This is a genomic window from Agrobacterium sp. CFBP2214, assembly GCF_030209895.1.
Classification (GTDB): Bacteria; Pseudomonadota; Alphaproteobacteria; order Rhizobiales; family Rhizobiaceae; genus Agrobacterium; species Agrobacterium radiobacter.
This window is the reverse complement of sequence record NZ_JARVRC010000003.1, coordinates 53,182-78,230: the sequence shown is the minus strand read 5'-3', so window position 1 is coordinate 78,230 and position 25,049 is coordinate 53,182. Positions and strand designations below refer to the sequence as shown.

The window sequence follows — 25,049 nt, the reverse complement described above, 5'->3', positions numbered from 1 at the left end:
CTTACGGTCCGCTCTTAGCATTGTCGCACGCGTCAATGTTCCTTCGAAAGCTGATCTGAAATGACCAAGACAAATGACCTGCTTTCCGCCGCAGGTGTGAATACGCGCCTGACCCACGGCGGCAACGATCCCGCGGACTGCTTCGGTTTCGTCAATCCGCCCATCGTGCGTGGCTCTACCGTGCTTTTCCCCGATGCTGAGACGCTTTCGACCGAAAACCAGAAATACACCTATGGCACCCATGGCACGCCGACGACCGATGCGCTGTGCAGTCTCGTCGATGAGCTGGAAGGGTCTGCCGGAACCATTCTCGTGCCGTCGGGCCTTGCGGCGATTACCGTGCCGTTCCTCGCCTATCTCGGCGCTGGCGATCATGCGTTGATTGTCGATTCCGTCTATTATCCCACGCGCCGCTTCTGCAACATGATGCTGCGGAAGCTCGGCGTCGAGGTGGAATATTACGACCCGGCAATCGGCACGGGCATCGAGGCGCTGATCCGTCCGAATACCAAACTCGTGCATCTGGAAGCGCCGGGCTCCAATACCTTCGAGATTCAGGATGTCCGGCTGATCACCGAGATCGCCCACAGGCATAATTGTGTGGTGACGATGGACAATACCTGGGCGACGCCGCTTTATTTCAGGCCGCTCGATTTCGGCGTCGACGTTTCCATTCACGCTGCCACCAAATATCCTTCGGGTCATTCCGATGTGTTGATGGGCTTCGTCTCGGCCAATGAAAAGCACTGGAAGACGCTTTATCAGGCCAATACCAATCTCGGCATCTGCGTCACCTCTGACGATGCCTATCAGATCCTGCGCGGCATGCGCACCATGGGAATTCGGCTGGCGCATCATCAGAAAAGCGCGCTTGAAATCGCCACATGGCTGGAGAGCCGTGACGACGTCGTTCGCGTGCTGCATCCGGCCTTGCCGAGCTTTGCCGGGCACGAACTCTGGAAGCGTGATTTCAAGGGTGCAAGCGGCGTCTTCTCCTTCGTGCTGAAGGCGGAAGAAGGCAAATACAAGCAGACGGCGGCTGCCTTCCTTGATGCGCTGACGTTCTTCGGGCTCGGCTATTCCTGGGGCGGATACGAATCGCTTGCTGTTTCGGTGTCGCTTGTCGACAGGACCATCGCCAAGGGCCCCTCGGAAGGGCCGGTCATCCGCCTGCAGATCGGGCTCGAGGATGTCGCCGATCTACAGAAGGACCTCGAAGCCGGGTTCGCGGCTGCAGCCGGGGTCTGATTTCAGACCCCGCACCCTTCAGCCCTTTGCGTGATAACCGTAGAGCCAGTCGAAGTCCTTCAGGAAGGCTTCCGTCGGACGTGTGGAAAACACGAAGTCCCGCGCGGTGCGGACCGGGCCTCGGGCATGGTAGGCAAAACGATTGAGAGAGGCCCGCTTGCGGGCCTTTTCTATGCGCGGCAGGCGCAGGGCCTCGAAAGCGGCAAGGGCCTGCGGCACGGGCAGCGAGGCTCCGGCGTTGCTGCCTGCCATGGTTCCCGCAAGTTCAAACGCATCCTCGATCGCCATGGCCGCGCCCTGGGCGGCGAACGGCATCATGGCGTGCGCCGCGTCGCCGATCAGCACCGTGTCACGGCCGTTGTGCCAGCGGCCGGGGCCAGCCTGATAGAGCGGCCAGAAAGTCGGGTTTTCAGACGAATCGAGCAATCGGACGATGTCAGGGCTGAAGCCGCGAAACTGTTCCAGCAAGAGGGCTTTCTGACGCCCACTCGATTCCGCCCGCCATGTCGCGCCGGGATCGGCACCGAGCGCGATGGCGACGATGTTGAAGCCGCCGACTTCCTTCAGCGGATAGGCGACGATATGGCCGCCCGAGCCGAGATAGGCCGTGACGGCGCTTTTGTTGATGGTTGACGGCACGTCATTTGCTGTGACCGTGAAGCGCCAGGCCACATTGCCGGAGAAGGTGGCGGTGGGAGCGGAAGGCACGGCGAAGCGGGCCGCCGACCAGACGCCATCCGCGCCGACGATCAGATCATGGTCGCGGAAGGTGGTTGCGGCGATGATATCCGCTGTCGCATTTTCGATGCGTTTTCCGAGATGCAGCCGGCAGAGCGGGTTGCGTATCACCGCCTGGAGAAGTGCGTTTTGCAGCGTCGAGCGGTGCAGCACACCGTAAGGTGCGCCCCAGCGGCTGCGGGCCACCGCGCCCATCGGCAGGGAGAGCAGCGTGGCAAGCGATTTTCCGGAGGCGAGTTCGACGCTGACAGGTTCGGTCCAGCGCGCCTCGATATCAGGCAGTACCCCGAGCGTGGCGAGAATGCGGGCGGCATTGGGGGAAAGCTGCAGGCCGGCGCCAACTTCCGCCAGTTCGCCGGCCTGTTCGATGATGTCACAGCCGATACCGTGCCGGGCAAAGGAAAGGGCAGCGGTGAGACCGGCAATGCCGGCACCGACAATGGCTACGGATTTTATGGGCATGGTGCGCCCCGATCAGAAAAGGTGGAAGGTCAGGCAGCCTTCACATGGAAGACGCAGCCCGGAGGATTGGTCTGCTCTGCCTTCAGCGACGGATTGTAGCGATAAAGGGTCGAGCAGTAGGAACAGACCTTCTCATTGTCGTCGCCCATATCGATGAAGATATGCGGATGATCGAAAGGCACGGAAGCGCCGGTGCACATGAATTCCTTGACGCCGATCTCGATCATGCGGTGTCCGCCATCGTTCTGGAAGTGGGGAATGGAATGGCCGGCCATGTTCGTCTCCAAATGCAACATCGTTATCGAGCCGCCGCTGGTTTTCGCGCATCGGCTCGTCGTTGCGGATATGTAGCCTCAAACGCATTGCATCTCCATAAAAATCGTCAGCAAAACATGTTCAACATTGCTAATTCCTGCCATATGGTCCGGCAAAAAGGATGTCCTTGATGAATCTCAACACGCCGCAGTTTTCTGATTTTTCCCATGACGGCCTTCGCCTTGCCTATTTCGACGAGGGTGATCCGGCGGGCAATCCGGTTTTGCTGATCCACGGCTTTGCCTCCAGCGCCAATGTCAACTGGGTGCATCCCGGCTGGCTGAAGACGCTGGGTGAAGCGGGCTACCGGGTGATCGCCATTGACAATCGTGGCCATGGCGCAAGCGACAAGCCGCATGATCCGGAAGCCTATTATCCGCCTGTCATGGCCGGCGATGCGGTGGCGCTGCTCAATCATCTCGGCATCGCCGAAGCCCATGTGATAGGATATTCCATGGGCGCGCGCATTTCCGCCTTCCTTGCCATGGCCCATCCTGAGCGTGTGCGTTCGCTGGTCTTCGGCGGGCTCGGCATCGGCATGGTCGAGGGTGTCGGCGACTGGGATCCGATTGCCGAGGCGCTTCTGGCACCTTCGCTCGATGTCGTGACGCACGAGCGCGGCCGTATGTTCCGCGCCTTTGCCGACCAGACGAAAAGCGACCGGCTGGCGCTGGCCGCCTGCATCGAGACATCGCGGGTTCTCGTCACGCGCGAACAGGCGGAAAAGATCGACGCCCCGACGCTGATCGCAGTCGGAACGAAAGACGACATCGCCGGATCCGGCGCGGAGCTTGCGGCGATCATGCCGCATGCGCGGGCAATCGATATTCCCGGCCGCGACCACATGCTGGCTGTCGGCGACCGGGTGTTCAAGGCGGCGGTGCTGGAATTTTACCGCTCGCTATGAGCGTGATGGCAAGAAACGGTTTTTCATGCTGCATGAAGAAAAACTGAAGCCTTGCCGCCTTTAAAGTCGTCATTCGAATCCCATTTCTAATGCACGTCTTTTTCTGTATAAAGAACGACTACTGCAAACGAGGAGACCATTCATGGTCGCACGTACCGAGGCCCGTCAGCCCGAACAGCTGGCGATCGTCGATCCGATCTGGGGCAGCCTGCTGCATGAGGCGCGTAGCGCCGCGGCACAGGATCCGCTGCTTTCGGCCTTCCTTTATTCGACGATCCTCAATCACCGGTCTCTCGAAGAATGTGTGATCTACCGTATCTGTGAACTCCTCGATCATCCCGACATGCAGGCCGTGCTTCTGCGCCAGACCTTCCAGGATATGCTGGATGACTGGCCGGAATGGGGAAGCGTGCTGCGCGTCGATATCCAGGCCGTTTACGACCGTGATCCCGCCTGCACGCGCTTCATGGAGCCGCTCCTCTATTTCAAGGGGTTCCAGGCCATCCAGACCCATCGCCTTGCCCATTGGCTGCTGCAAAAGGGCCGCAGGGATCTGGCGCTTTATCTGCAAAGCCGCTCATCGAGCATCTTCCAGACCGATATCAATCCGGCCGCGCGCATCGGCAAGGGCATCTTCCTCGACCATGCCACCGGGCTGGTGGTCGGCGAGACGGCCGTCATCGGTGACAACGTCTCCATCCTGCATGGCGTCACACTTGGCGGCACCGGCAAGGAGGGGGCGGATCGCCACCCGAAGATCGCCAATGGCGTGATGATCGGGGCGGGGGCGAAAATCCTCGGCAATATCGAAATCGGCAGCTGCTCGCGCATCGCCGCCGGTTCGGTGGTGCTGAAGCCGGTTCCGCCGAAGACTACCGTTGCCGGCGTGCCGGCGCGCGTGGTGGGAGAAGCAGGGTGTTCGGAGCCCTCGCGCCTGATGGACCAGCTTATCGGAGCGGATATCTGACTGGCCCTGTCGCGCTCTGATGGGGCCGGCATTTTCACGGTCGTCCGTGTGGAAGACGCGGATGACTTGCCGCTTTCACTTTACTTTGGCCTTTGTCCCATGCCAAAAGCGGCTCAACGCGAACCGCACAGGAGAATAGTGGTGAAAGCCGACGAAATCAAAAAACTCGACGCCTATTTCAAGCGCACTTTCAATGAAAAGATGATTGTGAAGGCGCGTCCGCGCAAGGACGATTCCGCCGAAGTGTATCTTGGCGAAGAGTTTCTCGGCGTCGTTTATATCGATGACGAAGACGGCGACCGTTCCTACAACTTCTCCATGGCGATCCTCGACGTCGATCTCTGATCGTCACCATCCGGTGACGGATGGAGTTTCGCACTAAAACAGTCGCCCGTGGTGGTTACGCCGCGGGCGATTTGTTTTTTCGCGGGCTCACCTGCATCATCAGGCGGTTTTCCGGCCGCAAGGTGACCCGCATCAGCGGCTCCGTATTTGCCGGGCTTTTGTTCTTGAGGTGGACGTCCTGCAAAAGCACGGCAAGGATTGCGACAGCCTCCATCATGGCAAAGGCGTTGCCGATGCAGACGCGCGGGCCCGCGCCGAAGGGCATATAGGCGTAGCGGTGGCGCGCCTTGATCTTTTCGGGTTCGAAACGTGACGGGTCGAAGCGGTCGGGTTCGTCCCACAGCGTGGTGTGCCGGTGGACGGCGTAGATCGGCACATAAAGAACGGTGCCCGCCGGGATATCGTGCTCGCCGAGCCTGAAGTCCTGCAATGCGGTGCGTGTCACGACAGGGGCGGGCGGGTAGAGCCGCATCGCTTCCGAAAATACCTGTCTGGTATAGGTCAGGCGGGCGATATGATCCGCCGCTATCGGTTCACCGGCAGTAACGGTTTCAATCTCGTCGATGACCTTGCTTTCCACGTCGCTGTTTTGGGAGAGCAGATGGAAAGTCCAGGCAAGGCCGAGGGCCGTGGTTTCATGACCGGCCGTGATGAAGGTCAGGAGATTGTCGATGATTTCCGTGTCGCTCATCATGCGTCCGGTTTCCGGGTCTTTCGCTTCGAGCAGCATGGAAACCAGATCGTTCCTTTCGATCGGATTCTGCCGTCTTTCGGAAATGACGGTCGCAAGGCTGGAACGAAGATAGCCGACCGCCGCGCGGGCCTTGCGCCGGCCCGGATGCGGAAGCCATTCCGGTGCGCCCAGCATGGCGAGCGCGAAGGTCCAGCCCGTGGGTTTCAGATAATCGGTGATGCTTTGCTCGACACGTCCTATATCGATGCCATGGCCGCCGGACATCATGGTTTCGACAATGATATCGAACGTCGTCCGCATCATCTCATGGCCGATATCGATATCACCGGCAGGTGAGCGCCAGCGCCCTTGCGTGCGACGCGCGGCGTCGATCATGACCGGTAGCAATTCCAGCAGCTTCTCGTGCCGAAAGGCCGCGGCGACGGATTGCCTTTGCCACCTCCAGTGATCGCCGTCGGCCGTCAGCAGGCCCTGGCCGAGTGCGGGGCCGAGGGCGCGGCGTACATCTTCGCCCTTGCCGAGCAGATGGGCGTTCTTGACCAGAGTTTCATGAATAAGCACGGGATCGGCAAGATGAACCCGCATGACGCCGCCAAGGCGCGTAAAGACCGCCGGCTCGCTGAAAATTTCCGGCGGCAGAGCCTTCAACGGATTGCGGATGAGCGACAGGGCGACGCGTACCGTCGCGAATTTGGAGACGGGAGCGGTTCCGGGCGTATCGGGGGAGGCGGTGCGAATGTCGGTGCCGGTCATTTGCAGGTCCTTTGTCCGCGTTGAACACTTACATTTTCTGTTAAGGTGTATACCTTATTTTTGGTATTTAAGGTGCATACCTTAGGTTTCAATGGTTGGGTTCGACATCAATGAAAAAAATCAATACCGGACGCACGTCCGTTCGTCCCACGCGCCAGAGAATTCTCGACGCCGCACTTGTGCTGTTCAACGAGCGCGGGCCTGATCATGTGACGACGGCCGAGATCGCAAGGGCTGTAGAGATCAATGAGGGCAATCTCTATTACCACTTCCGCACCAAGGAAGCGTTGTTTCTGGCGCTGTTTGCCCGGTTCGAGGCCGATGCGCTGGCGATTGTCGGAAAGATCGACGGGGCGGATGAGGCGGCGGCGGCAACCTATGCCGGTTTTCTGCGGCTCTGGTTTTCGCTTGTATGGGACTATCGTTTCCTGTTTCGCGATCTGGTCGGCCTTATCTCTTCCGCCCCGGCGCTGGTGGAGCCTGTGCGAACCATAAGCGCCGCCATGCGTCTCGCTGTCGGCGATATCGTCGCCCGCATGGAGAAAGCGGGCCTGGCAGTTATTCCCGAGGAAGAACGGTCGGCCGTCCTGACAAATCTCTGGATCGTCTCCACCTATTGGGCGGCCTATCTCAACCTTCAGGAAGGTATCACCGAATTTGGATCGCAGCAGCTGGACTGGGGATTGGAGCAGGTCTCAAGCCTGTTCAGACCCTATCTCTCCCCGGAAGCGAAAGCCGAACTGGAAGCGATGCTGATAGTGGAACCGTAAGTTTCACCTGACGGTGACAGGACGGGAAACAAAGACGCCCGCGACGATATCCGTCGCGGGCGCTTTTACGAGTATCAGCCGGGTGCCGCTGAAGTATCAGGCAGCCTTCAGCAGATCGCCATGCGGATCGAGGACGAACTTGGTTGCCGCACCCTGGTCGAAGCTTTCATAACCCTGCACGGCGTCATCAAGCGCGATGATCTTGGCGTTGACGATATCGGCAATCGGCAGGCGGTCATGCAGGATCGCCTGCATGAGCTGGCGGTTATATTTCAGCACTGGCGTCTGGCCGGTGTGGAAGGATTGCGCCTTTGCCCAGCCGAGGCCAAAGCGCAGCGAAAGGGCGCCCTGTTTTGCCGCATTGTCAACCGCGCCGGGATCTTCTGTGACATAAAGCCCGGGGATGCCGATAGAGCCGGCGGCGCGGGTGATTTCCATCATCTGGTTGAGAACGATGGCTGGCTGTTCACCGCCGGAATGGCCGCGTGCCTCGAAACCGACGGCGTCGATTGCACTATCAACCTCATTGGTGCCGACGACCTCGGCGATCATGTCGCCCAGCCGGTCGCCCTTGGAAAGATCGACGGGTTCGAAGCCGACTTTTGCTGCATGGGCAAGGCGATCCTTGTTGAAATCGCCGATCATGACGACGGCAGCACCCAGAATGCGGGCGGAGGCGGCAGCGGCGAGACCCACCGGGCCGGCGCCTGCGACATAGACCGTAGAGCCGACGCCGACGCCCGCCTTGACCGCGCCGTGGAAGCCGGTCGGCAGAATGTCCGACAGCATGGTGAGGTCGCGGATTTTCGACATCGCCTTGTCGCGGTCCGGGAACTTCAGCAGGTTGAAATCGGCATAGGGGATGGTGACATAGCGGGCCTGTCCGCCGATCCAGCCGCCCATATCGACATAACCGTACGCGCCGCCGGCGCGGGATGGGTTCACCGTCAGGCACACGCCGGTATCCTGCGACTTGCAGCAGCGGCAACGGCCGCAGGCGACGTTGAACGGCACGGATACGATATCACCGACCTGCAGCATCTCGACGTCGATGCCTTTTTCGATGACTTCACCGGTGATCTCATGGCCAAGAACGAGGCCCGGCATTGCCGTGGTGCGGCCGCGCACCATGTGCTGGTCGGAGCCGCAGATATTGGTGGAAATCACCTTGAGAATCACGCCGTGCTCGATACGGCGGCCATCCGGCGCCTCAAGCTTCGGGTCGTCGATGTCGCGGACTTCGACCTGACCCGGCCGCATGTAGACGACGCCTCTGTTCCTGCTCATATCCATCTCCTCCGTGGTTTGAACACCGTGCCTGTCCGCTCCTCCGCGGGCAGGTGACTCCATGGGTGCAGCAAACCATGTGAGGGGAGATGTGGCGTTCGGGAATACGACACTGTTTGTGGCCGTAACGACACCGGCTTTCATCCGGTGTCACGGTGGCGTTATCTGTCGAGTGGTTTTCTGAGGCGGCCGGCGGCATCCTGAATATATTGCCAGGCGACACGGCCCGAGCGACCGCCGCGGGTCGTCGCCCATTCCAGCGCTTCGTGATGCAGGGTGTCGCGGTCCAGACCCAGATCGAAATGCGTGGCATAGCTGTCGATCATCGTCAGATAGTCTTCCTGGCCGCATTTGTGGAAACCGAGCCACAGGCCGAAACGGTCCGAAAGCGACACTTTTTCCTCAACCGCTTCCGAAGGGTTGATGGCGGTGGACTGCTCGTTTTCCATCATGTGGCGCGGCAGAAGATGGCGGCGGTTGGAGGTCGCATAAAACAGCACATTGTCAGGCCGTCCCTCGATGCCGCCGTCGAGTGCTGCCTTCAGCGATTTATAGGCTGTATCGTCATGGTCGAAGGAGAGATCATCGCAGAAAACGATGACGCGCTGGCCTGACGCCTTCAGGATGTCGAGCAGGGCGGGCAGGGTGTGAATGTCCTCGCGGTGCACTTCCACCAGTTTGAGCGAAACGCCGCTTGCCGCGCGCACATCTTCGTGAACGGCCTTGACCAGCGAGGATTTACCCATGCCGCGCGCGCCCCACAGGAGCACGTTGTTGGCGGCAAAACCTTCCGCGAAGCGCAGCGTGTTTTCATGCAGGATGTCACGCACATGATCGACGCCACGGATCAGCTTCAGTGCGATGCGGTTGGGGCGGGGAACCGGCTGGATAAAGGAGTTGGTCGGCACCCAGACGAAACAATCGGCCGCATCCCAGTCGTTTACGGCGGGCGCGGGGCCGGCCAGCCGCTCCACGGCGAGGGTGAGCCGGCGCAGTTCTGAAAGAAGCAGGGAGGCCGTTTCTTCTCGAATCATGGTGTTTCTTCCGCTTGTCTGGTGTTCAAAACTCTGTTTTGCGCCCGGCCTAGCATGGTGTTTGGCGCCCATAAAGGTTAAGAGGTCCGGAATCGGTACGGCGTGGGCCCTGCATCTGTTGCAATCCCGGCGTTCCCCACTATATTCCGGCGGCTTGAAAGCTGGGGCGGCATCCAAGGTCGTGCCGTAATTCTGAGGAGTTTTATATGTTCATTAGTCAAGCTTTTGCCCAGGACGCAACACGCGGCGCATCTGCCTTCGGTTCCGGCCTTGAAATGCTTTTCCTGTTTGCGCCGCTTATGGTGGTCTGGTACTTTTTCCTTATCCGCCCGCAGCGCGCGCAGATGAAGAAGCGTCAGGAAACACTCACCAATATTCGCCGTGGCGATCAGGTCGTTCTTGGTGGCGGCATCGTTGGCAAGGTGACCAAGGTCATCGATGACAATGAACTCGAAGTCGAAATCGCCGAAGGCGTGAAAATCCGTGCCGCCCGTGCTTACATTGCCGAAGTGCGCGTGAAGGGCGAAGTGGTCAAGACGGAAACCGCTTCCTGATCCTGCCGGACAACCGAATGCCCGATTGCGAATTTTGACGGGTTGCGCGGAGCGCGACCCCAACCCTGACCGAGATCGAAATGCTTCATTTTTCCCGTTGGAAAACAGTCTTCATCTGGCTGCTTGTGCTGGCAAGCGTCTTCATCGCCTCTCCCAACCTGTTTACGGACAAACAGCTGGAGGGCATGCCTGCCTGGTACAAGGACAACAAGGTAACGCTCGGTCTCGACCTTCAGGGCGGTTCGCACATCATGCTCAAGATCGAGCGTTCCGACATCGTCAAGGAACGGCTTGAAACGATCGTGGGCGATGTGCGCACGCAGCTTCGCGACGCCAACATCCGCTATTCGGGGCTCACCGGCAACGGCCAGCAGATTCAGGTCCGCATCAGCGATCCCGCTCAGGTGGAAGCCGCAAAGAACGCGCTTCGTGACCTGACGCAGCCGGTGTCCGCCGGCACGCTGGTCGGCGGCTCCATCACCGAAGTGACGATGAATGACGGCGGCGACAATCTGCTCCGGCTCAACCTGACGGATGAAGGCATCGACTACCGCCTGTCCTCGGCCGTTTCGCAGTCCATCGAAGTCGTGCGCCGCCGCGTTGACGAAGTCGGCACCACCGAGCCGCTCATCCAGCGTCAGGGTTCCGACCGCATCATCGTGCAGGTTCCGGGGCTTCAGGATCCGCAGCGTCTGAAGTCGCTTTTGAACCAGACGGCCAAGCTCTCCTTCCGCATGGTCGACACGACGATGCCGGTGCAGGAAGCCATGAACGGCCGTCCGCCGGCTACATCAGAGGTTCTGTACTCGCAGGACGATCCGCCGGTTCCCTATCTGGTGGAGCGCCGCGCGCTCGTTTCCGGCGACAATCTCGTCGACGCGCAGGCAAGCTTCAACCAGCAGACCAACGAACCCGTCGTTACCTTCCGCTTCGACAGCCGCGGCGCGCAGCGCTTTGCGCAGGCGACGCAGCAGAATGTCGGCAAGCCTTTCGCCATCGTGCTTGATAATCAGGTCATTTCCGCGCCTGTTATCCGTGAACCGATCATCGGCGGTTCGGGACAGATTTCAGGTAATTTCTCGGTGCAGGGCGCTAACGACCTTGCGGTTCTGCTGCGCGCCGGTGCACTGCCTGCTACGCTGACCGTGGTTGAAGAACGCACTGTCGGTCCGAGCCTTGGTAACGACTCCATCACAGCCGGTCTGACGGCCAGCGTCATCGGCGCCGTCGGCGTCCTCATCTTCATGTTCGTGTTCTATGGCTTCTTCGGCCTGCTCGCGAACATCGCACTCATCGTCAACGTCGTCATGCTGCTCGCTGTCCTCAGTGTGATAGGATCAACGCTGACCTTGCCAGGTATTGCCGGTATCGTTCTGACGATCGGTATGGCGGTGGATTCCAACGTTCTGATCTATGAGCGCATACGCGAGGAGGTGAAGAGCGGCAAACCGCTGATCCAGTCACTGGATAACGGCTTCACCCGCGCCTTTGCGACCATTATCGACGCCAACCTGACGACGCTGATCGTGGCGAGCGTGCTGTTCTACATGGGCACCGGCCCGGTCAAGGGCTTCGCGGTCACGCTGGCCGTCGGTATCATCACCACCGTCTTCACGGCCTATACGCTGACAGCGTGGATGTTCGGCTACTGGGTTCGCCGCAGCCGTCCGAAACATCTGCCGAAGGGTGTCCGCACCGCCATGTTCGACGGCCGCGACATTCCGTTCATGCGCTACCGTCGCGTGGTGTTCATGATCACCGGCGTCGTCATGCTCGCCTGTGTCGGTGGCTTCGTGGCCAAGGGCCTGAACCTCGGCATCGACTTCCAGGGCGGCTCGGTCATCGAAGTCCGCGCCAAGCAGGGTGAGGCCGATCTCGCCGATATCCGTGATCGCCTGAACCAGCTCAACCTCGGTGAAATCCAGGCGCAGAACTTCGGTACGCCGCAGGACGTTCTCATCCGCATCCAGGCGCAGGACGGCGGCGAAAATGCCGAGCAGTCTGCGATCACCATGGTGCGCGGCGAGCTTGAGGACAAATATGACTTCCGCCGCGTGGAAGTCGTCGGTCCGGCCGTTTCGGGTGACCTCACCTTCACCTCCACGGTTGGCATCCTGCTCGCCATGACGGCGATCATGATCTACATCTGGGTTCGCTTCGAATGGCAGTTCGCCTTGGGCGCCGTCATTTCGATGGTGCACGATGTGGTCTTCACCATCGGTCTCTTCGTGTTCCTGGGGATAGAATTCAACCTCACCAGTATCGCGGCGATCCTGACGATCATCGGTTATTCGCTGAACGACACCGTCGTCATCTATGACCGTATCCGCGAAAACCTCAGGCGTTATAAAAAGATGCCGCTGTCGATGATCATCGACGTGTCGCTGAACCAGACGCTGTCGCGTACGATCCTCACCGGTCTGACCGTGCTTCTGGCGCTGCTGTCGCTCTACCTCTTCGGTGGCGAAGTCATCCGCTCCTTCACCTTCGCCATGCTGTTTGGTGTCGGTATCGGCGTGTTCTCGTCGCTCTACATCGCCGCACCGGTGCTGATCGCCTTCAAGCTGCGTCCCGACAGCAAGGATGCGGAAGACGAGAAGGACGACAAGAAAGAAAACAACACCGGCGCCATTGGCGGCAAGCCTGCCGTCTGATGGCCGGCGGGATCGAAATACGCCCGGCCCATTTTCCCGGCCGGGCGCCCATCGATGCCTATGGTAATGGCGGTTTTCGCTTTGCCGACATGTCGCATCGCGGCTCTCTTCTCCTCCTGCCTTCGGGCATTTACGGGTGGGAGCCGGTTGATGCAAAAGAACTGACCGTCGGGCATTTCGAAAAGGTTCTGGCGGAAGCACAGGATATCGAAGTGCTGCTGATCGGCACGGGTGACGGCATGCGGGTCCTGCCGAAAGAACTGCGCGCCGCCTTTAAGGAGGCGGGCATTTCGGTTGATCCGATGAGTACGGGTGCTGCGGTGCGCACCTACAATATCATGCTTTCGGAATCGCGCGCCGTGGCCGCGGCGCTGATTGCCGTCGAAGGCTGACAGGACGTTTCGCGCGGGGAACCATGGCACCCACAGAAAATCTCGACGTCAGCCTCGCGACGCTGCGCGATACCGATCGTGACCGTTATCTTGCCTGCCTTCTGTCGCCTGCCGACAGACGCAATGCCCTTGCCGCGCTCTATGCCTTCAACGCCGAAATCGCCCGCATCCGCGATTCCGTGCGTGAGGCGTTGCCCGGCGAAGTGCGCATGCAATGGTGGCGCGACCTTATCGATGGCAATCCGCACGGTGACAGCCAGTCCCACCCGGTGGCTGCAGCGCTTCTGACAACGATCGAACAATATCGCCTGCCGCGCCCGGTTCTGGCCAACATGATCGAGGCGCGGATCTTCGATCTCTATGACGACCTGTTCGAGGATCGCAATGCGCTGGAAGGTTATGCTGGCGAAACCGCATCCGCTTTGATCCAACTTGCAAGTCTCGTGCTTTCCGCTGAAGACGCCGCATCCAGCGCGGAAGGGGCAGGTCATGCGGGCGTCGCGCAGGCCATGGCCGGCATGTTGCTGCTTATGCCGCTGCACCGGCGTCGCGGGCAGGTCTATATTCCCGCCGATATGCTGGCTGCGGCCGGGCTCGACCGCGAGACTTTTCTGGAAGGTAAGGACAGGCAGCGCATCGGCATTGCCATCGAGATTTTTGCGACCCATGCGCTGGATCATATGGAGAGGGCACGACGCGCAAAGATCTCGAAAAATGTTTTTGCCGCCTATCTTCCCGTCGCCCTGTCCCGCCCTGTCATCGCTGCGGCGAGAAAGACGGGGAGCGGCGTATTTGACGGCGACCTGCAACTGTCGCAGCTTCGCCGGCAATGGCTGCTGGCAAAGGCCTCCTTCCTCAAGCGTTTCTGATTACGCAGACCGCGTAACGCAGCGAAACGACATCGATCCGGCAGAGCCACACTTCACACAAGCCTCGGTCTGTATGAACCTGAGCCGGGTTCGCGTCTTTTCGATTCGCGAATCGTGATGTTTCGATGCTGAGGGAGCGCCCCGGATGAGTATTGCGATCTGGATTATCGTTTTCGTGCTGCTTTCGGTCTTCGCTGTCTACGCCTGGCGCATGACGCGGGCGACGGATGAGGATAACAGTCATGATGTGGGGCAGGCGATCATGGATTTCGCCCGCGCCTTTCCCAACGAGGCGATCAGAAGTCTGCACATGACGGCTGATGGTGGTGCTGCCTTCGTGCGGCTGCACGACAACAAGGCCGGCTTCATGCGCAATATGGGGTCGCATTATGTGTGTGTGATGATCGATCCCGAGCGCATCAGGGTCGAAAGTCTGGAAAGCGGTGACGGTTTCGTCGTCACCTTTTTCGATATGCCGAAATATAGCGGCTCATACCGGTTCAAATCGGCCGGAGAGGCGGCCGAGGTTTCGCTCTGGCTGCTTGGCAGTCTTGTGGAGGCGCAGGATCATCACGACGACGGGCCGCTGCCCTCGGATAGTTGAGAGACGGCGAGGGTCGGCAGTCATTGCCCGTCAAGCGGCGGGTTTGCGCCGGCTTGCTTGCGCTCGCGCCAGATGATGAACAGGCCGGATGCGACGATGATGAGAATGCCGAGCCATTTTGATGGCGTCGGGAAATCGGAAAACAGCGCATAACCGAGGATAGTCGCCGAGATGATCTCGAAATACTGGAACGGCGCCAGCAGAGAAAGCGGCGCCAGCCGGAAGGCCCTGACGATCAACAGGTGCATGTAGCCGGATATCGATCCCAACAGGATTAGCAGGGTGAGGGCAAAGCCGGATTGCGGAAGCGAGACGGCAAAATCCTTGTCGCCGAGTGCATCACCGGCAAGAAGGGCCGCCCCCATGAACACCGTACCGGCAATGCCGGACATGGTCTGCATGACCAGCGGGCTGTCGGCATCGCCGATGGCGCGGTTCAGGAACAGGTAAAGTGTGTACAGAAAGGCGCAGGCAACCGGCAGAAGCGATGTCCAGCCGAAGATTTCGAAACTCGGCTGAATGACGATCAAGGCGCCGCCGAACCCGACTGCGATCGCCGTCCAGCGCTTCCAGCCCACCTTGTCGCCGAGGAAGATGGCCGACATCATCGTCAGCATGAATGGTTCGACGAAATAGATCGCGAAGACATCCGCAAGCGGCATGTATTTGACGGCGGCGAAGAACATCAGGCTGGCCGAGGCGTGCAGCACGCCGCGCAGGCAGTTCATCCATGGCCGTTTGGCGCTGAACAGCGCCCTGGGTGACACCACGAGCAGCAACGGCAGGGTGCAGAGCACCTGGAAAAAGAAGCGGTAGAAGGTCACTTGCGCCGGCGACATGCCGCCACTCACCGCCATGTATTTGGCGATCGCATCCATGACCGGCAGCACCAGCATGCAACCCGCCATGATGGTCATGCCCTTGGCGATATCGTTGAAACCGGTCTGGCTGGTCATGGATCAGGCTGCGCTTTCGACCCAAAGGTCCAACGGGAGAGGGGACGCCTGCAAGGTCGCCCCCCTTCAGGGGTCAGGCGGCCTTCTGGCGCGGCAGGCTCTTCATATCAATGACGAAGCGATAACGCACATCGCTTTTTATCATGCGTTCATAAGCGTCGTTGATCTGATCGATATTGATCATCTCTATCTCGGCGGCGATGCCTTTCTCGGCGCAGAAATCCAGCATGTCCTGCGTTTCGGGAATGCCGCCGATCATCGAGCCGGCAAACGTCTTGCGGCCGGGAATGAGACTGAAGGCCATCACCGAGAGCGGCTTTTCCGGTGCGCCCACCTGCACCAGCGCGCCGTCACGTTTCAGCAGTGCGAGATAGGCGTTGATATCGTGGTCGGCGGCCACAGCGTCGATGATGAGATCGAGACTGGAAGCGGCCCTGTTCATCTGTTCGGCATCACGCGAGATGATGACCTCGTGGGCGCCGAGTTTTTTAGCGTCCTCCGCCTTGCCGGGCGACGTCGTGATCATCACGACAGTCGCGCCCATGGCGTTGGCGAGCTTGACCGCCATATGGCCAAGGCCGCCGAGACCGACGACGCCGACACGCTTGCCGGGACCGGCATTCCAGTGCCGCAGCGGCGAGTAGGTGGTGATACCCGCGCAGAGCAGGGGTGCGGCGGCGGCCGGATCGAGGCCTTCGGGAATGTTGAGGATGTAACGGTCGTCGACGACCACATGGGCGGAATACCCACCAAGCGTATGCGCGCCGCCGCCCATCGCCTTGTCAGGCGAATTATAGGTGCCGGTCATGCCGTTTTCGCAATATTGCTCCAGCCCTTCGGCGCAGCTTGCGCATTCACGGCAGCTGTCGACGATACAGCCGACGCCGACACGCTCACCTGTCTTGAACTTGGTCACCTGCGAGCCCACCCGTGCAACGCGGCCGATGATTTCGTGGCCGGGAACGCAGGGGTAGAGGGATCCCTGCCATTCGCCGCGGGCCGTGTGAATATCGGAGTGGCAGACGCCACAGAATTCGATCTCGATTTCGACATCGCGCGGGCCGGGATCGCGACGTTTGATGGTCGCGAGCTTCATCGGCGAAGAACCGTCGTCGCAGGCATAGGCGGACGTTGTGAACATGGTCGTTCCTCCTCTTATGGTGATCGATGCTGGAAAAACACCGGCCTGCGGCAAAGGTTGCGGTGCAATCAGCCGCCAGCGCCGGTTTCGGGCACTGCCGCGCCAAACACCTCCTCAAAGGCCTCGCGCAGCAGAACGTCGACGTCGCCGATCATAACCGGCAATCCGAGATCGACAAGGCTGGTGACGCCGTAGGCGCTGATGCCGCAGGGAACGATGCCGGAAAAATGCGTGAGGTCGGGATCCACATTGATCGACAGCCCGTGAAAGCTCACCCATTTGCGCAGGCGGATGCCGAGCGCGGCGATCTTGTCCTCGGCCATGCCGCCATCGGGCAGAAGAGGTTTTTCCGGACGCCTGACCCAGACGCCGACGCGGTCCTCGCGCCGCTCGCCACGTACATTCATCTTGTCGAGCGTGCGGATGATGACATCCTCCAGCGCCGCCACATAGGCGCGCACATCCTGCCGCCGCCGCTTCAGGTCGAGCATGACGTAGACGACCCGCTGTCCCGGCCCGTGATAGGTATATTCACCGCCGCGACCGGTGGCAAAGACAGGGAAACGCTCCGGCTCTATGAGATCGGCGACATCGGCGCTGGTGCCTGCTGTGTAGAGCGGCGGATGTTCCAGAAGCCAGACGAGTTCGTCAGCCTCCCCGGCGGCGATGGCGGCGACTTCACGCTCCATCTCCTCAATCGCCTGTTCATAGGGGACGAGACCTTCCGAGATTCGCCAGCGGACGGGCGGCGAACCGGCGGCGGGAAGCATATTTGTCTCGATATCGGTGCGTGTGAGCATGAAAAAGTCCTTTCCACAGCCTTCTCGCAAAATGACGACAGGGCCGCAACCCCAGCATTTCTGGGCTTCCTGCATATAGGATGGTGCAGTGCGATTTTTAATTTCAAAAAACTGTCACGACGCTCTTGTGCACCGAAAATCCTTTTGCTACATGCACCCCCGTCGGCGCAAGTCGACGCCTACCACGATGCGGTCGTGGCGGAATTGGTAGACGCGCAGCGTTGAGGTCGCTGTGGGGCAACCCGTGGAAGTTCGAGTCTTCTCGACCGCACCAAAGAAACCCGCTTCGGCGGGTTTTTTCTTTTTTAGTCAACTGATTAGCCCTATGCCTTGGAAACCACGAAGGTTCGTTGGTGCGCAAATCGGCCATGTCAATGTTTTCACTCGCAGCCGGAACGCTCTGATTAAAGGGCGGCAAATCACCGACTTGCCGCCGTCCGGATTGAATGGACGAGGTGAACTAGCGTCGGTTGCGCTGCCCGTCACCGACACGGTAGGGGTCGCCGTCCATGACCTGATCCATTCGCCACTCGTTTCCACGATATGGACTATGCCACGTCTGGCACCCGGCTAAAAAGACGGTTGCGGTCAGCAATCCGAAAGTGAGGGCGGTTCGCACCATATTGAACTCCTTCGACATGTCATCGCAAGCATGTAGGCGCAGGCAGGTGGTTTTGCGATGCCTTTTCAGAATTATCGTCCATCTCGGAACGCCATTTGGATTCGGTGATCAGCAGATTTCCGTGGATATCGATACACGCTGCAGTAGCCAGACGTTTCCCCCCATAAAAACGAGGGGTGGAATATTAGAGGTCTGATGTTAGCTTTTGTCAGGAAAAATGTCTGGGGGTTTTCGTGCTGGGGGACAAAACGGATTCAGACAATGCGCTCGGCTATTACATGTGGAGCATTTCCGACAACAGGCTGATCATGGATGCTGTCACCGCGGAATGTCATGGGTTTCCCGAACCAGTTGCGTCGCGCGGGGTGACGATTGAGGAGATTCTCGAAAGAATCGATGTCGAAATGCGCGATCAGGTGGCGCAGGCCATTTTTGAGAGCATCACCACCGGCGTGTTTTTCGATCAGCGCTACAAGGTCAATCTGCCGGATGGTTCAAGCCGGTGGATCGTGGCGAAGGGCAGGGCGATTTTTGATGCCGACAATACGCCGTTTCTCGGCATTGGCAGCGTCCGGGATATTACGCTGAAAAAAACCTATCAGTTCGAGCCTCGCCAATAGCGATCAGGCGGTTGAAAACCGCGCATAAAAAGAGGCGGCTTTCGCCGCCTTTTTCGTCTGCACTACGCCGGGACATCAGAAGACGGCGAGATATTTCAGCAGCGAAATAATGCCGATGATGATGACGATCACTTGAGCGATCTGTTTCGCACCGCCGCCGACCGGCAGTCGTGCGATAAGCCACAAGACAAGCACAATCACCAGGAAGGTGATCAGAATGCTGACGAGCGTAGATGTAACCATATGTCCCAGCTCCCTTTTTAATCAATATTCGACGGTCGTTCACCGTTGCGTGAGTAAAAGCGCGAGGCTAATTTTGGTTCCATCGGTGAAATCGCGGCGTGAGGTCGGGTGTGAATCAGTTCAGGGTTAAAAAGCGGCCGACAGGGGCTGTCGTTACACTTGGCCGCCTTGGGCATCCCGACGTCGTCACGGCCACCGGAGGCGCCCTGACGGTGGTGACGGGGGCCTCAGAGCCGGGTTTCAATCCGCTCGATCTTCTTTATTCTTCGCTGGCGGCCTGCCTGGCGCTTAGCGCCCGGATTGCGGCGAGCCGCATGGCTGTGCTCGACCGCTTCGAAAAGGTCACGGTGCATGTGTCGGGCGAAAAGGCCGATGAGGAGCCATCGTGGATCGTGCGTTTCGATGTCCGGATCGAGATAAAGGGGGATTTCGATGAGGCCACCCGCAGCGGCATCGCCCATATGGCCGAGGATATCTGTACCGTCAGCAACACGCTGAAGGGCGATGCGGAATTTGTGCTGTCGGTTACCGGCTGACCATCAAGTTTTTCGGGATTTTTCCCATTTTTTTACCAGCCGGTCGCGCTTGAGTTTCGAGAGACGCTTCAGCCAGAAAATACCATCCAGCTGGTCGATCTCGTGCTGGATACAGATGGCGTGAAACCCCTCGGCGGTCTGCCGGTGTTCGCCGCCGGATATATCCTGAAACCTCACCTCGACTTCGGAGGGCCGCTCCACCTCGTCGGTAATGCCCGGCATGGAGACACTGCCTTCCATATGCCGCATCGTCTGTGCGGATTGGCTGACGATTTCAGGGTTGACGTAGGTGAGGACAGTTCCCGGCGTCAGCTCCAGAACGAAAACGCGCTGCTTGACGCCGATATGGGCGGCGGTGATGCCGACGCCGGGCGCGGCGCGCATCGTGTCGATCAGGTCGGTGACCAGATCGTGCAGCTGCTCGTCGAAAACCGTGACCGGCGCGCAGATTTCGGACAGACCGGGATGGGGATAGGGCAGGATCGGCCTGATTGCCAAGGAATGCTCCGTTCGTTTCAAATCCGGGATGAAGAGGCGGCGGCGAGCGCCTGTCCTTCTTCAGTCGTCTCCAGAAAGCTGCGCTGGGTGCGGGCGTCGCGTTTTATCACCCGTACGAAACGCGGTGACAGGAGAGTGATTTCGCGCAGAATAAGGGCGTGTGCAAGCCCAAGCCGGTTGGCGATGCTGCGGCTGTCGGCGGCGATGTTCAGATAAACCGCCAGAAGGATCGCCGCGCCCGTGGCCGTCAGCACCTGTGAGGAGCTTTCCTGAACCCGCTCCACCGCCGCCATGAACGCAGCGGCGGATTGCTCCTCTTCCATCAGGAGGCGTCCGGGCGCAGGCGAACGGAGACGAGCACCGATTTCGATGTCGGCGTGAAGCTGCCTTCGCCATAGCTCGACAGCGGCACCAGCACGTTCAGTTCCGGGTAATAACCGCCGACGCTGCCGCGCGGGATATTATAGGGCACCAGTCGGAAATCTTCCGCGATACGCTCCATGCCATCGCCATATTCGCCGATGACATCGACGCGCTGGCGGGAATGGGCGCCGAGCGCTTCCATATCTCCAGGGTTCATGAATATGACGTGGCGTTCGCCATAGACGCCGCGATAGCGGTCATCCATGCCGTAGATCGTGGTGTTGTATTGATCGTGGCTGCGGAATGTCTGCAGTACGAAGAGGTTATCACGCATCAGCGCCTGCTGGTGTTCGGTCTGTTCCGGCAAGGGGCCGCTATAGAAGGTGGCCTTTTTTGCCGGCGTGTTCCATTCCCGTTCGGCCGCCGCATTGCGCAGATGAAAACCGCGGGGTACACGGACGCGTTCGTTGAAATTGTCGAAACCGGGAATGACCCGCTCGATCATGTCGCGGATGAGATCGTAATCATCGGCAAGCGCCTTCCAGTCGAGATGCGCATTGCCAAGCGTTGCTTCGGCGATGCCGGCAACGATGGCGACTTCCGAACGCAGCTCCTCCGAGGCCGGCGGGTTGATGCCGCCGGAACCGTGCACCATGCTCATGGAATCTTCCACCGTAACGATCTGCGACCGGCCGGCCGAATTGCGGTCGATTTCCGTTCGGCCGAGGCAGGGCAATACGAAGGAGGTTTCGCCCGGCACCAGATGCGAATGGTTGAGCTTGGTGGCGATGTTGACGGTCAGCTTCTGCTTTTCGAAAGCCTTGACGATCAGCGGGCTGTCGGGTGTCGCGCGCATGAAATTGCCGCCGAGGGCGATGAAGGTCTGAGCCTTGCCCTCCAGCATCGCGGCGACGGCTTCCACGGTATTGTGGCCGGGTCTGCGCGGCATGGGGACGCCGAGTTCCTTCTCCAGCGCGTCGAGAAGCGCCGGCGGTGCTTTTTCGTCGATGCCGACGGTGCGGTCACCCTGCACGTTGGAATGGCCGCGCACCGGGCAAAGGCCGGCGCTGGGACGGCCGACATTGCCGCGCAGCAGCATGAAATTGGTGATTTCACGAACGATGATGACCGAGTGGCGGTGCTGGGTGACACCCATGGCCCAGGTGGCGATGACGGAACCGGCATTCATGTAGATACGGGCCGCCTCCTCGATCTCTGCGCGGGTGAGGCCGGACTGGTCGAGGATGCTTTCCCAGCTCGTCGCTTCAACGGCGGCGCGATAGGCCTCGAACTCCGCCGCATGTTCGGCGATGAAGTCGTAATCGATGATGGCGGGTTCGCCTGCCGCCCTTGCGGCATCGTCGGCGGCAAAGACCGCCTTGCTCATGCCGCGCACCGCCGCCATGTCGCCGCCCTGGCGCGGCTGGTAATAATTGGTGGCGATGCGGGTGCTGCCGCCGGTAATCATCTCGACCTTGTCCTGTGGGTCGGCGAAGCGCTCCAGACCCTTTTCGCGGATGGGGTTGAAGACGGCGATCCGGGCGCCGCGAAGGGCGGCGCGGCGCAGGTCACCCAGCATGCGGGGGTGGTTGGTGCCGGGATTTTGCCCGATGACGAAAATGGCGTCGGTCTGCTCGAAATCCTCAAGCAGCACGGTGCCCTTGCCGACGCCGATTGATTCCTTCAGGCCGACGCCGCTCGCTTCGTGGCACATGTTGGAGCAGTCGGGGAAATTATTGGTGCCGTAGAGCCGGACCATCAACTGATAGAGGAAGGCGGCCTCGTTGGAGGCGCGGCCGGAGGTATAGAACTCCGCCCGGTCCGGGCTGTCGAGACTGTTGAGGATGTCACCGATTTCGGCGAAGGCATCGTCCCAGGAAACGGGCAGATATCTGTCGCTTGCCCGGTCATAACGCATGGGATGGGTGAGGCGGCCCTGTTTTTCCAGATCGTAGTCGGACCAGCTGCGCAGTTCGGAGACGGTGCGGCTGGCGAAGAAATCCGGTGGCACCCGGGCTTCCGTCGCCTCCCATGACACTGCCTTGACGCCGTTTTCGCAGAATTCGAAAGAGGAGCCGTGTTCTGGGTCACCCCAGGCGCAGCCCGGGCAGTCGAAACCATCCGGCTGGTTGGTCTTCAAAAGTGTGCGGGCGCCGGAAATCGGTGCGCCGGATTCCAGAAGGCGTTTGCCGACGCTTTTGAGTGCGCCCCAGCCACCTGCGGCGGAGGATGCCTTGCCTATGAAATCCGTCTTGCTCATGGTTGTGATTCCCGGGATATGTCTTCTCGCGCCCGCCTGCCGGCGCTTGCCGTTTGTCAAAAGCAACTTCAAAAGCGCTGATCCACACCGCCTGTCAATGTCTTAATTGTGCATTGCGGTGAAACCCTTATTTGCCCGTTCGACATTTGAAATGGGAACGGCGTAAAGGGGGTGGACGTTGTCGCAAAGCAAGCCGCAAAGATTGGCTAAACATGCTTATGGCCGCTGGCTGAGACCCTGCCGGCCAATAGGAAGAGGAATGTTGAATGGATTTTGCGCCGCAGTCGGAAAGCTTGTTCATTTGCCGCTATCCGGTTGTTGACAATATACCTTTTAACGCCATTCTGCCTGCGCATCCGTGCACTGCGGCATTTGAATACGAGGGGACGCCAGATGACAGACCGTGACGACGATCCTGTCGCGCCCGAGGACGTGAAGCCGACGGAAGCGCCCTCCGATATTTACGCCGAAGATGGGTCTGTGCGCTCCGACTTTCTGACGATGGTGGGTGCGGCGATCGCTGACCGCGATCTGCTTTTCCTGCGCAAGAATGTGGCGCGGCTGCACGAATCGGAACTCGGCGACCTCCTGGAATCCATCCTGCCTGAACAGCGCCATGCGCTGGTGCGGCTTCTTGGTTCCGATTTCGACATGACGGCGCTGACCGAGGTGGATGAGGGCATCCGTCTCGATATCGTCGACCAGATGTCGAACGAGCAGATCGCCGCCGGTATCGGCGAGCTGGATTCGGACGACGCCGTCTATATTCTCGAGGACCTCGACGACGAAGACCGCGAGGATATTCTCTCGCAACTGCCGTTCACCGAACGCGTGCGGTTGATGCGGGCGCTGGATTATCCGGAAAGTTCGGCCGGCCGCCGCATGCAGACGGAATTCGTGGCCGTGCCGCCGTTCTGGACCGTGGGGCAGACCATCGATTATCTGCGCGAAGAAGAAGAACTGCCGGAATCGTTTTCGCAAATTTTCGTTATCGATCCCACGTTCAAGCTGGTCGGTGCGCTTGATCTCGATCGCGTGCTGCGCGCTAAGCGTCAGGTGAAGATCGAAACGATCATGCACGAGACCAACCACTCCATTCCGGCCGAGATGGACCAGGAAGAGGCCGCGCAGCTTTTTGAGCAATACGACCTTCTCTCCGCAGCCGTAGTCGATGACAACGGCCGGCTGGTGGGCGTGCTGACCATCGATGACGTGGTGGACGTCATTCAGGAAGAGGCCGAAGAGGATCTGCTGCGCCTTGGCGGTGTCGGTGACGAAGAGCTGTCTGATAGCATTGTCAGCACCTCGCGCTCGCGTGTGCCCTGGCTTGCCGTCAATCTCCTTACCGCCTTTCTGTCCGCCTCGGTCATCAGCCTGTTCGATGCGACGATCCAGCAGATTATCGCTCTGGCGATCCTGATGCCGGCGGTGGCCGGTATGGGCGGCAATGCCGGATCGCAGACCATGACGGTGTCGGTGCGGGCGCTCGCCACCAAAAGCCTCGATATTCACAACGCCGCCCGCATCATCAGGCGCGAGGCGGGTGTGGGTATCCTGAACGGCATGCTGTTCGGTTGCGCCATCGGCATTGTCGCCGGTGTCTGGTTTCAGGATATCCATATCGGTGGCATCATCGCCACGGCCATGTGTCTCAACATGCTGGCGGCGGCGCTGGCGGGCATTCTCATTCCGCTGGTGCTCGACAAGTTCGGAGCGGACCCGGCCGTCTCCTCGGCAGTCTTCGTCACGGCGGTGACCGATATTGTCGGCTTTTTCGCCTTTCTGGGGATCGCGACCTGGTGGTACGGTATTTCCGGATAGGGGAAGCGGGCAAAAATTGACTTTTACGTGAAGGTCAAATAATATTATCCGGTTATGAATCGGATAGGCCCTTGGACAAGTATTATAGCATAACCGAACTGACACGCGAATTCGGTGTTTCCACCCGTACCTTGAGATTTTATGAGGACGAGGGGCTTATTCACCCTGAGCGTCGTGGGCGCACCCGGCTTTTCAGGGCTGCGGACCGCCGCCTCATTCAGGAAATCCTGCGCGGCCGCCGTATCGGTTTCACCATCTCCGAAATTCGCGAAATCATTCACGTCTACAAGGAGCCGCCGGGCGAATCGGGCCAACTGGTGCTTCTGATGAAGAAGGTCGATGAAAAGCGCGCCGATCTCAGGCAAAAACGTAAGGACATCGAAGAGACGCTGGCGGAACTCGACAATGTCGAAGAAGCCTGTCTGACGCGGCTTGCCGAAATCGGCGTGGGGACCTGAACCCCGTCCTGTAGCGGTTTGGCTATTCCGTTAACGTAACTGTCGAGAAAGGCTCAGAAGCCTTTCCACTTTGCTGCATATGGAACGAGCGGGTTTCGCTCATTTCTTCTCCCCGGCGGGGAGAAGAAATGGATCGTA

Annotated in this window: 26 protein-coding genes and 1 tRNA gene; 15 read left to right on the top strand and 12 right to left on the bottom strand. The window is 59.7% G+C overall.

The features are described 5' to 3' along the window. Window positions 1-60: 60 nt before the first annotated feature. Window positions 61-1,248: a cystathionine beta-lyase gene (locus QRN60_RS07610; RefSeq protein WP_111797802.1), complete on the top strand. Its 1,188-nt coding sequence runs from the start codon at window positions 61-63 to the stop codon at window positions 1,246-1,248. 18 nt (window positions 1,249-1,266) lie between these two features. Here the strand turns inward: QRN60_RS07610 and QRN60_RS07605 are convergent, their stop codons facing one another. Further along, window positions 1,267-2,448 carry an FAD-dependent monooxygenase gene (locus QRN60_RS07605; RefSeq protein WP_065695394.1) on the bottom strand — a complete coding sequence of 394 codons (1,182 nt, stop codon included), beginning with the start codon at window positions 2,446-2,448 and terminating at the stop codon, window positions 1,267-1,269. A 29-nt stretch (window positions 2,449-2,477) separates the two neighbouring features. Then, window positions 2,478-2,723 (bottom strand): zinc-finger domain-containing protein, encoded by a 246-nt coding sequence (locus QRN60_RS07600; protein ID WP_003502857.1) that lies wholly within the window; start codon window positions 2,721-2,723, stop codon window positions 2,478-2,480. Between the two features lie 170 nt (window positions 2,724-2,893). On the opposite strand from QRN60_RS07600, the gene QRN60_RS07595 reads away from it, so the two are divergent. From QRN60_RS07595 to QRN60_RS07585, 3 genes are all read left to right on the top strand, one after another. After that, window positions 2,894-3,670, top strand: a complete 777-nt coding sequence (locus tag QRN60_RS07595) for an alpha/beta fold hydrolase (protein ID WP_060725841.1) — start codon at window positions 2,894-2,896, stop codon at window positions 3,668-3,670. A gap of 142 nt (window positions 3,671-3,812) precedes the next feature. Further along, complete coding sequence (gene cysE, locus QRN60_RS07590) at window positions 3,813-4,637, top strand: serine O-acetyltransferase (RefSeq protein WP_003502853.1); 825 nt, start codon at window positions 3,813-3,815, stop codon at window positions 4,635-4,637. Window positions 4,638-4,778: 141 nt separating this feature from the next. Next, window positions 4,779-4,982 carry a DUF3126 family protein gene (locus tag QRN60_RS07585; RefSeq protein WP_003502851.1) on the top strand — a complete coding sequence of 68 codons (204 nt, stop codon included), beginning with the start codon at window positions 4,779-4,781 and terminating at the stop codon, window positions 4,980-4,982. A 55-nt stretch (window positions 4,983-5,037) separates the two neighbouring features. On the opposite strand, the gene QRN60_RS07580 is transcribed toward QRN60_RS07585, so the two are convergent. After that, entirely contained in the window at window positions 5,038-6,429 is a 1,392-nt protein-coding gene (locus QRN60_RS07580) for a cytochrome P450 (protein WP_129565188.1), read from the bottom strand. A 110-nt stretch (window positions 6,430-6,539) separates the two neighbouring features. Between QRN60_RS07580 and QRN60_RS07575 the strand changes: the two genes are divergently transcribed. Next, window positions 6,540-7,199, top strand: a complete 660-nt coding sequence (locus tag QRN60_RS07575) for a TetR/AcrR family transcriptional regulator (protein ID WP_112292869.1) — start codon at window positions 6,540-6,542, stop codon at window positions 7,197-7,199. 96 nt (window positions 7,200-7,295) lie between these two features. Here the strand turns inward: QRN60_RS07575 and fdhA are convergent, their stop codons facing one another. Together fdhA and QRN60_RS07565 are read right to left on the bottom strand one after the other, a co-directional pair. Next, window positions 7,296-8,486: a formaldehyde dehydrogenase, glutathione-independent gene (gene fdhA / locus QRN60_RS07570; protein WP_284765227.1), complete on the bottom strand. Its 1,191-nt coding sequence runs from the start codon at window positions 8,484-8,486 to the stop codon at window positions 7,296-7,298. 161 nt (window positions 8,487-8,647) lie between these two features. Then, window positions 8,648-9,520, bottom strand: a complete 873-nt coding sequence (locus QRN60_RS07565) for an ATP-binding protein (RefSeq protein WP_003502844.1) — start codon at window positions 9,518-9,520, stop codon at window positions 8,648-8,650. 206 nt (window positions 9,521-9,726) lie between these two features. Here QRN60_RS07565 and yajC point away from each other — a divergent pair, with 206 nt between their 5' ends. The 5 genes from yajC to QRN60_RS07540 all read left to right on the top strand — a co-directional run bounded on the left by yajC (window position 9,727) and on the right by QRN60_RS07540 (window position 14,593). Beyond that, window positions 9,727-10,074 (top strand): preprotein translocase subunit YajC, encoded by a 348-nt coding sequence (yajC, locus tag QRN60_RS07560; RefSeq protein WP_284765226.1) that lies wholly within the window; start codon window positions 9,727-9,729, stop codon window positions 10,072-10,074. Window positions 10,075-10,154: 80 nt separating this feature from the next. Continuing rightward, a complete protein-coding gene (gene secDF / locus QRN60_RS07555) occupies window positions 10,155-12,728 on the top strand; it encodes a protein translocase subunit SecDF (RefSeq protein ID WP_003502840.1) in 2,574 nt (857 codons plus the stop codon). Further along, window positions 12,728-13,120 (top strand): Mth938-like domain-containing protein, encoded by a 393-nt coding sequence (locus QRN60_RS07550; RefSeq protein WP_003524967.1) that lies wholly within the window; start codon window positions 12,728-12,730, stop codon window positions 13,118-13,120. Before secDF ends, QRN60_RS07550 begins: the two co-directional genes overlap by 1 nt. Before the next feature lie 23 nt (window positions 13,121-13,143). Next, window positions 13,144-13,989, top strand: coding sequence for a phytoene/squalene synthase family protein (locus QRN60_RS07545; RefSeq protein WP_060725799.1), 846 nt, complete (start codon window positions 13,144-13,146; stop codon window positions 13,987-13,989). 145 nt (window positions 13,990-14,134) lie between these two features. Further along, complete coding sequence (locus tag QRN60_RS07540; RefSeq protein ID WP_003502835.1) at window positions 14,135-14,593, top strand: hypothetical protein; 459 nt, start codon at window positions 14,135-14,137, stop codon at window positions 14,591-14,593. 20 nt (window positions 14,594-14,613) lie between these two features. Here QRN60_RS07540 and QRN60_RS07535 read toward each other — a convergent pair whose 3' ends face one another. The 3 genes from QRN60_RS07535 to lipB form a co-directional block, all read right to left on the bottom strand. After that, complete coding sequence (locus QRN60_RS07535; RefSeq protein WP_003502833.1) at window positions 14,614-15,549, bottom strand: DMT family transporter; 936 nt, start codon at window positions 15,547-15,549, stop codon at window positions 14,614-14,616. Window positions 15,550-15,622: 73 nt separating this feature from the next. Then, window positions 15,623-16,690: an NAD(P)-dependent alcohol dehydrogenase gene (locus QRN60_RS07530; protein ID WP_107675566.1), complete on the bottom strand. Its 1,068-nt coding sequence runs from the start codon at window positions 16,688-16,690 to the stop codon at window positions 15,623-15,625. 68 nt (window positions 16,691-16,758) lie between these two features. Beyond that, a complete protein-coding gene (gene lipB, locus QRN60_RS07525) occupies window positions 16,759-17,490 on the bottom strand; it encodes a lipoyl(octanoyl) transferase LipB (RefSeq protein WP_111792320.1) in 732 nt (243 codons plus the stop codon). A gap of 189 nt (window positions 17,491-17,679) precedes the next feature. Between lipB and QRN60_RS07520 the strand changes: the two genes are divergently transcribed. Together QRN60_RS07520 and QRN60_RS07515 are read left to right on the top strand one after the other, a co-directional pair. Further along, window positions 17,680-17,764, top strand: a tRNA-Leu gene (locus QRN60_RS07520). 581 nt (window positions 17,765-18,345) lie between these two features. After that, on the top strand, window positions 18,346-18,732 hold the full coding sequence (locus QRN60_RS07515; protein ID WP_111792313.1) for a PAS domain-containing protein: 387 nt from the start codon (window positions 18,346-18,348) through the stop codon (window positions 18,730-18,732). Between the two features lie 75 nt (window positions 18,733-18,807). Here the strand turns inward: QRN60_RS07515 and QRN60_RS07510 are convergent, their stop codons facing one another. Continuing rightward, the gene (locus QRN60_RS07510; RefSeq protein WP_003502827.1) at window positions 18,808-18,975 is read right to left on the bottom strand and encodes a Thivi_2564 family membrane protein; all 168 of its coding nucleotides are present in this window, start codon (window positions 18,973-18,975) and stop codon (window positions 18,808-18,810) included. Window positions 18,976-19,085: 110 nt separating this feature from the next. Here QRN60_RS07510 and QRN60_RS07505 point away from each other — a divergent pair, with 110 nt between their 5' ends. Next, a complete protein-coding gene (locus tag QRN60_RS07505) occupies window positions 19,086-19,511 on the top strand; it encodes an OsmC family protein (RefSeq protein WP_060725803.1) in 426 nt (141 codons plus the stop codon). Window positions 19,512-19,514: 3 nt separating this feature from the next. Here the strand turns inward: QRN60_RS07505 and QRN60_RS07500 are convergent, their stop codons facing one another. The 3 genes from QRN60_RS07500 to QRN60_RS07490 are packed head-to-tail and all read right to left on the bottom strand — an operon-like array spanning window position 19,515 to window position 22,632. Then, the gene (locus QRN60_RS07500) at window positions 19,515-20,009 is read right to left on the bottom strand and encodes a peptide deformylase (RefSeq protein ID WP_113076300.1); all 495 of its coding nucleotides are present in this window, start codon (window positions 20,007-20,009) and stop codon (window positions 19,515-19,517) included. 17 nt (window positions 20,010-20,026) lie between these two features. Then, window positions 20,027-20,332: a hypothetical protein gene (locus QRN60_RS07495; protein WP_080866140.1), complete on the bottom strand. Its 306-nt coding sequence runs from the start codon at window positions 20,330-20,332 to the stop codon at window positions 20,027-20,029. Next, entirely contained in the window at window positions 20,332-22,632 is a 2,301-nt protein-coding gene (locus QRN60_RS07490) for an FdhF/YdeP family oxidoreductase (RefSeq protein ID WP_165000625.1), read from the bottom strand. The genes QRN60_RS07495 and QRN60_RS07490 overlap by 1 nt, the downstream gene beginning before the upstream one ends. A gap of 393 nt (window positions 22,633-23,025) precedes the next feature. Here QRN60_RS07490 and mgtE point away from each other — a divergent pair, with 393 nt between their 5' ends. Together mgtE and QRN60_RS07480 are read left to right on the top strand one after the other, a co-directional pair. Continuing rightward, window positions 23,026-24,453 carry a magnesium transporter gene (gene mgtE / locus QRN60_RS07485; RefSeq protein ID WP_003502821.1) on the top strand — a complete coding sequence of 476 codons (1,428 nt, stop codon included), beginning with the start codon at window positions 23,026-23,028 and terminating at the stop codon, window positions 24,451-24,453. Window positions 24,454-24,524: 71 nt separating this feature from the next. After that, window positions 24,525-24,911, top strand: coding sequence for a MerR family transcriptional regulator (locus QRN60_RS07480; protein WP_003495942.1), 387 nt, complete (start codon window positions 24,525-24,527; stop codon window positions 24,909-24,911). The last annotated feature ends 138 nt before the right edge of the window (window positions 24,912-25,049 follow it).

Coding starts and splice junctions, on each gene's coding strand:
- fdhA (WP_284765227.1), bottom strand. CDS start 8,486: ATGAGCAGGAACAGAGGCGTCGTCTACATGCGGCCGGGTCAGGTCGAA.
- QRN60_RS07600 (WP_003502857.1), bottom strand. CDS start 2,723: ATGGCCGGCCATTCCATTCCCCACTTCCAGAACGATGGCGGACACCGC.
- QRN60_RS07605 (WP_065695394.1), bottom strand. CDS start 2,448: ATGCCCATAAAATCCGTAGCCATTGTCGGTGCCGGCATTGCCGGTCTC.
- QRN60_RS07610 (WP_111797802.1), top strand. CDS start 61: ATGACCAAGACAAATGACCTGCTTTCCGCCGCAGGTGTGAATACGCGC.
- QRN60_RS07575 (WP_112292869.1), top strand. CDS start 6,540: ATGAAAAAAATCAATACCGGACGCACGTCCGTTCGTCCCACGCGCCAG.
- QRN60_RS07580 (WP_129565188.1), bottom strand. CDS start 6,429: ATGACCGGCACCGACATTCGCACCGCCTCCCCCGATACGCCCGGAACC.
- QRN60_RS07550 (WP_003524967.1), top strand. CDS start 12,728: ATGGCCGGCGGGATCGAAATACGCCCGGCCCATTTTCCCGGCCGGGCG.
- lipB (WP_111792320.1), bottom strand. CDS start 17,490: ATGCTCACACGCACCGATATCGAGACAAATATGCTTCCCGCCGCCGGT.
- QRN60_RS07545 (WP_060725799.1), top strand. CDS start 13,144: ATGGCACCCACAGAAAATCTCGACGTCAGCCTCGCGACGCTGCGCGAT.
- QRN60_RS07565 (WP_003502844.1), bottom strand. CDS start 9,520: ATGATTCGAGAAGAAACGGCCTCCCTGCTTCTTTCAGAACTGCGCCGG.
- QRN60_RS07535 (WP_003502833.1), bottom strand. CDS start 15,549: ATGACCAGCCAGACCGGTTTCAACGATATCGCCAAGGGCATGACCATC.
- QRN60_RS07510 (WP_003502827.1), bottom strand. CDS start 18,975: ATGGTTACATCTACGCTCGTCAGCATTCTGATCACCTTCCTGGTGATT.
- QRN60_RS07530 (WP_107675566.1), bottom strand. CDS start 16,690: ATGTTCACAACGTCCGCCTATGCCTGCGACGACGGTTCTTCGCCGATG.
- QRN60_RS07540 (WP_003502835.1), top strand. CDS start 14,135: ATGAGTATTGCGATCTGGATTATCGTTTTCGTGCTGCTTTCGGTCTTC.
- mgtE (WP_003502821.1), top strand. CDS start 23,026: ATGACAGACCGTGACGACGATCCTGTCGCGCCCGAGGACGTGAAGCCG.
- secDF (WP_003502840.1), top strand. CDS start 10,155: ATGCTTCATTTTTCCCGTTGGAAAACAGTCTTCATCTGGCTGCTTGTG.
- yajC (WP_284765226.1), top strand. CDS start 9,727: ATGTTCATTAGTCAAGCTTTTGCCCAGGACGCAACACGCGGCGCATCT.
- QRN60_RS07490 (WP_165000625.1), bottom strand. CDS start 22,632: ATGAGCAAGACGGATTTCATAGGCAAGGCATCCTCCGCCGCAGGTGGC.
- QRN60_RS07595 (WP_060725841.1), top strand. CDS start 2,894: ATGAATCTCAACACGCCGCAGTTTTCTGATTTTTCCCATGACGGCCTT.
- cysE (WP_003502853.1), top strand. CDS start 3,813: ATGGTCGCACGTACCGAGGCCCGTCAGCCCGAACAGCTGGCGATCGTC.
- QRN60_RS07495 (WP_080866140.1), bottom strand. CDS start 20,332: ATGGAAGAGGAGCAATCCGCCGCTGCGTTCATGGCGGCGGTGGAGCGG.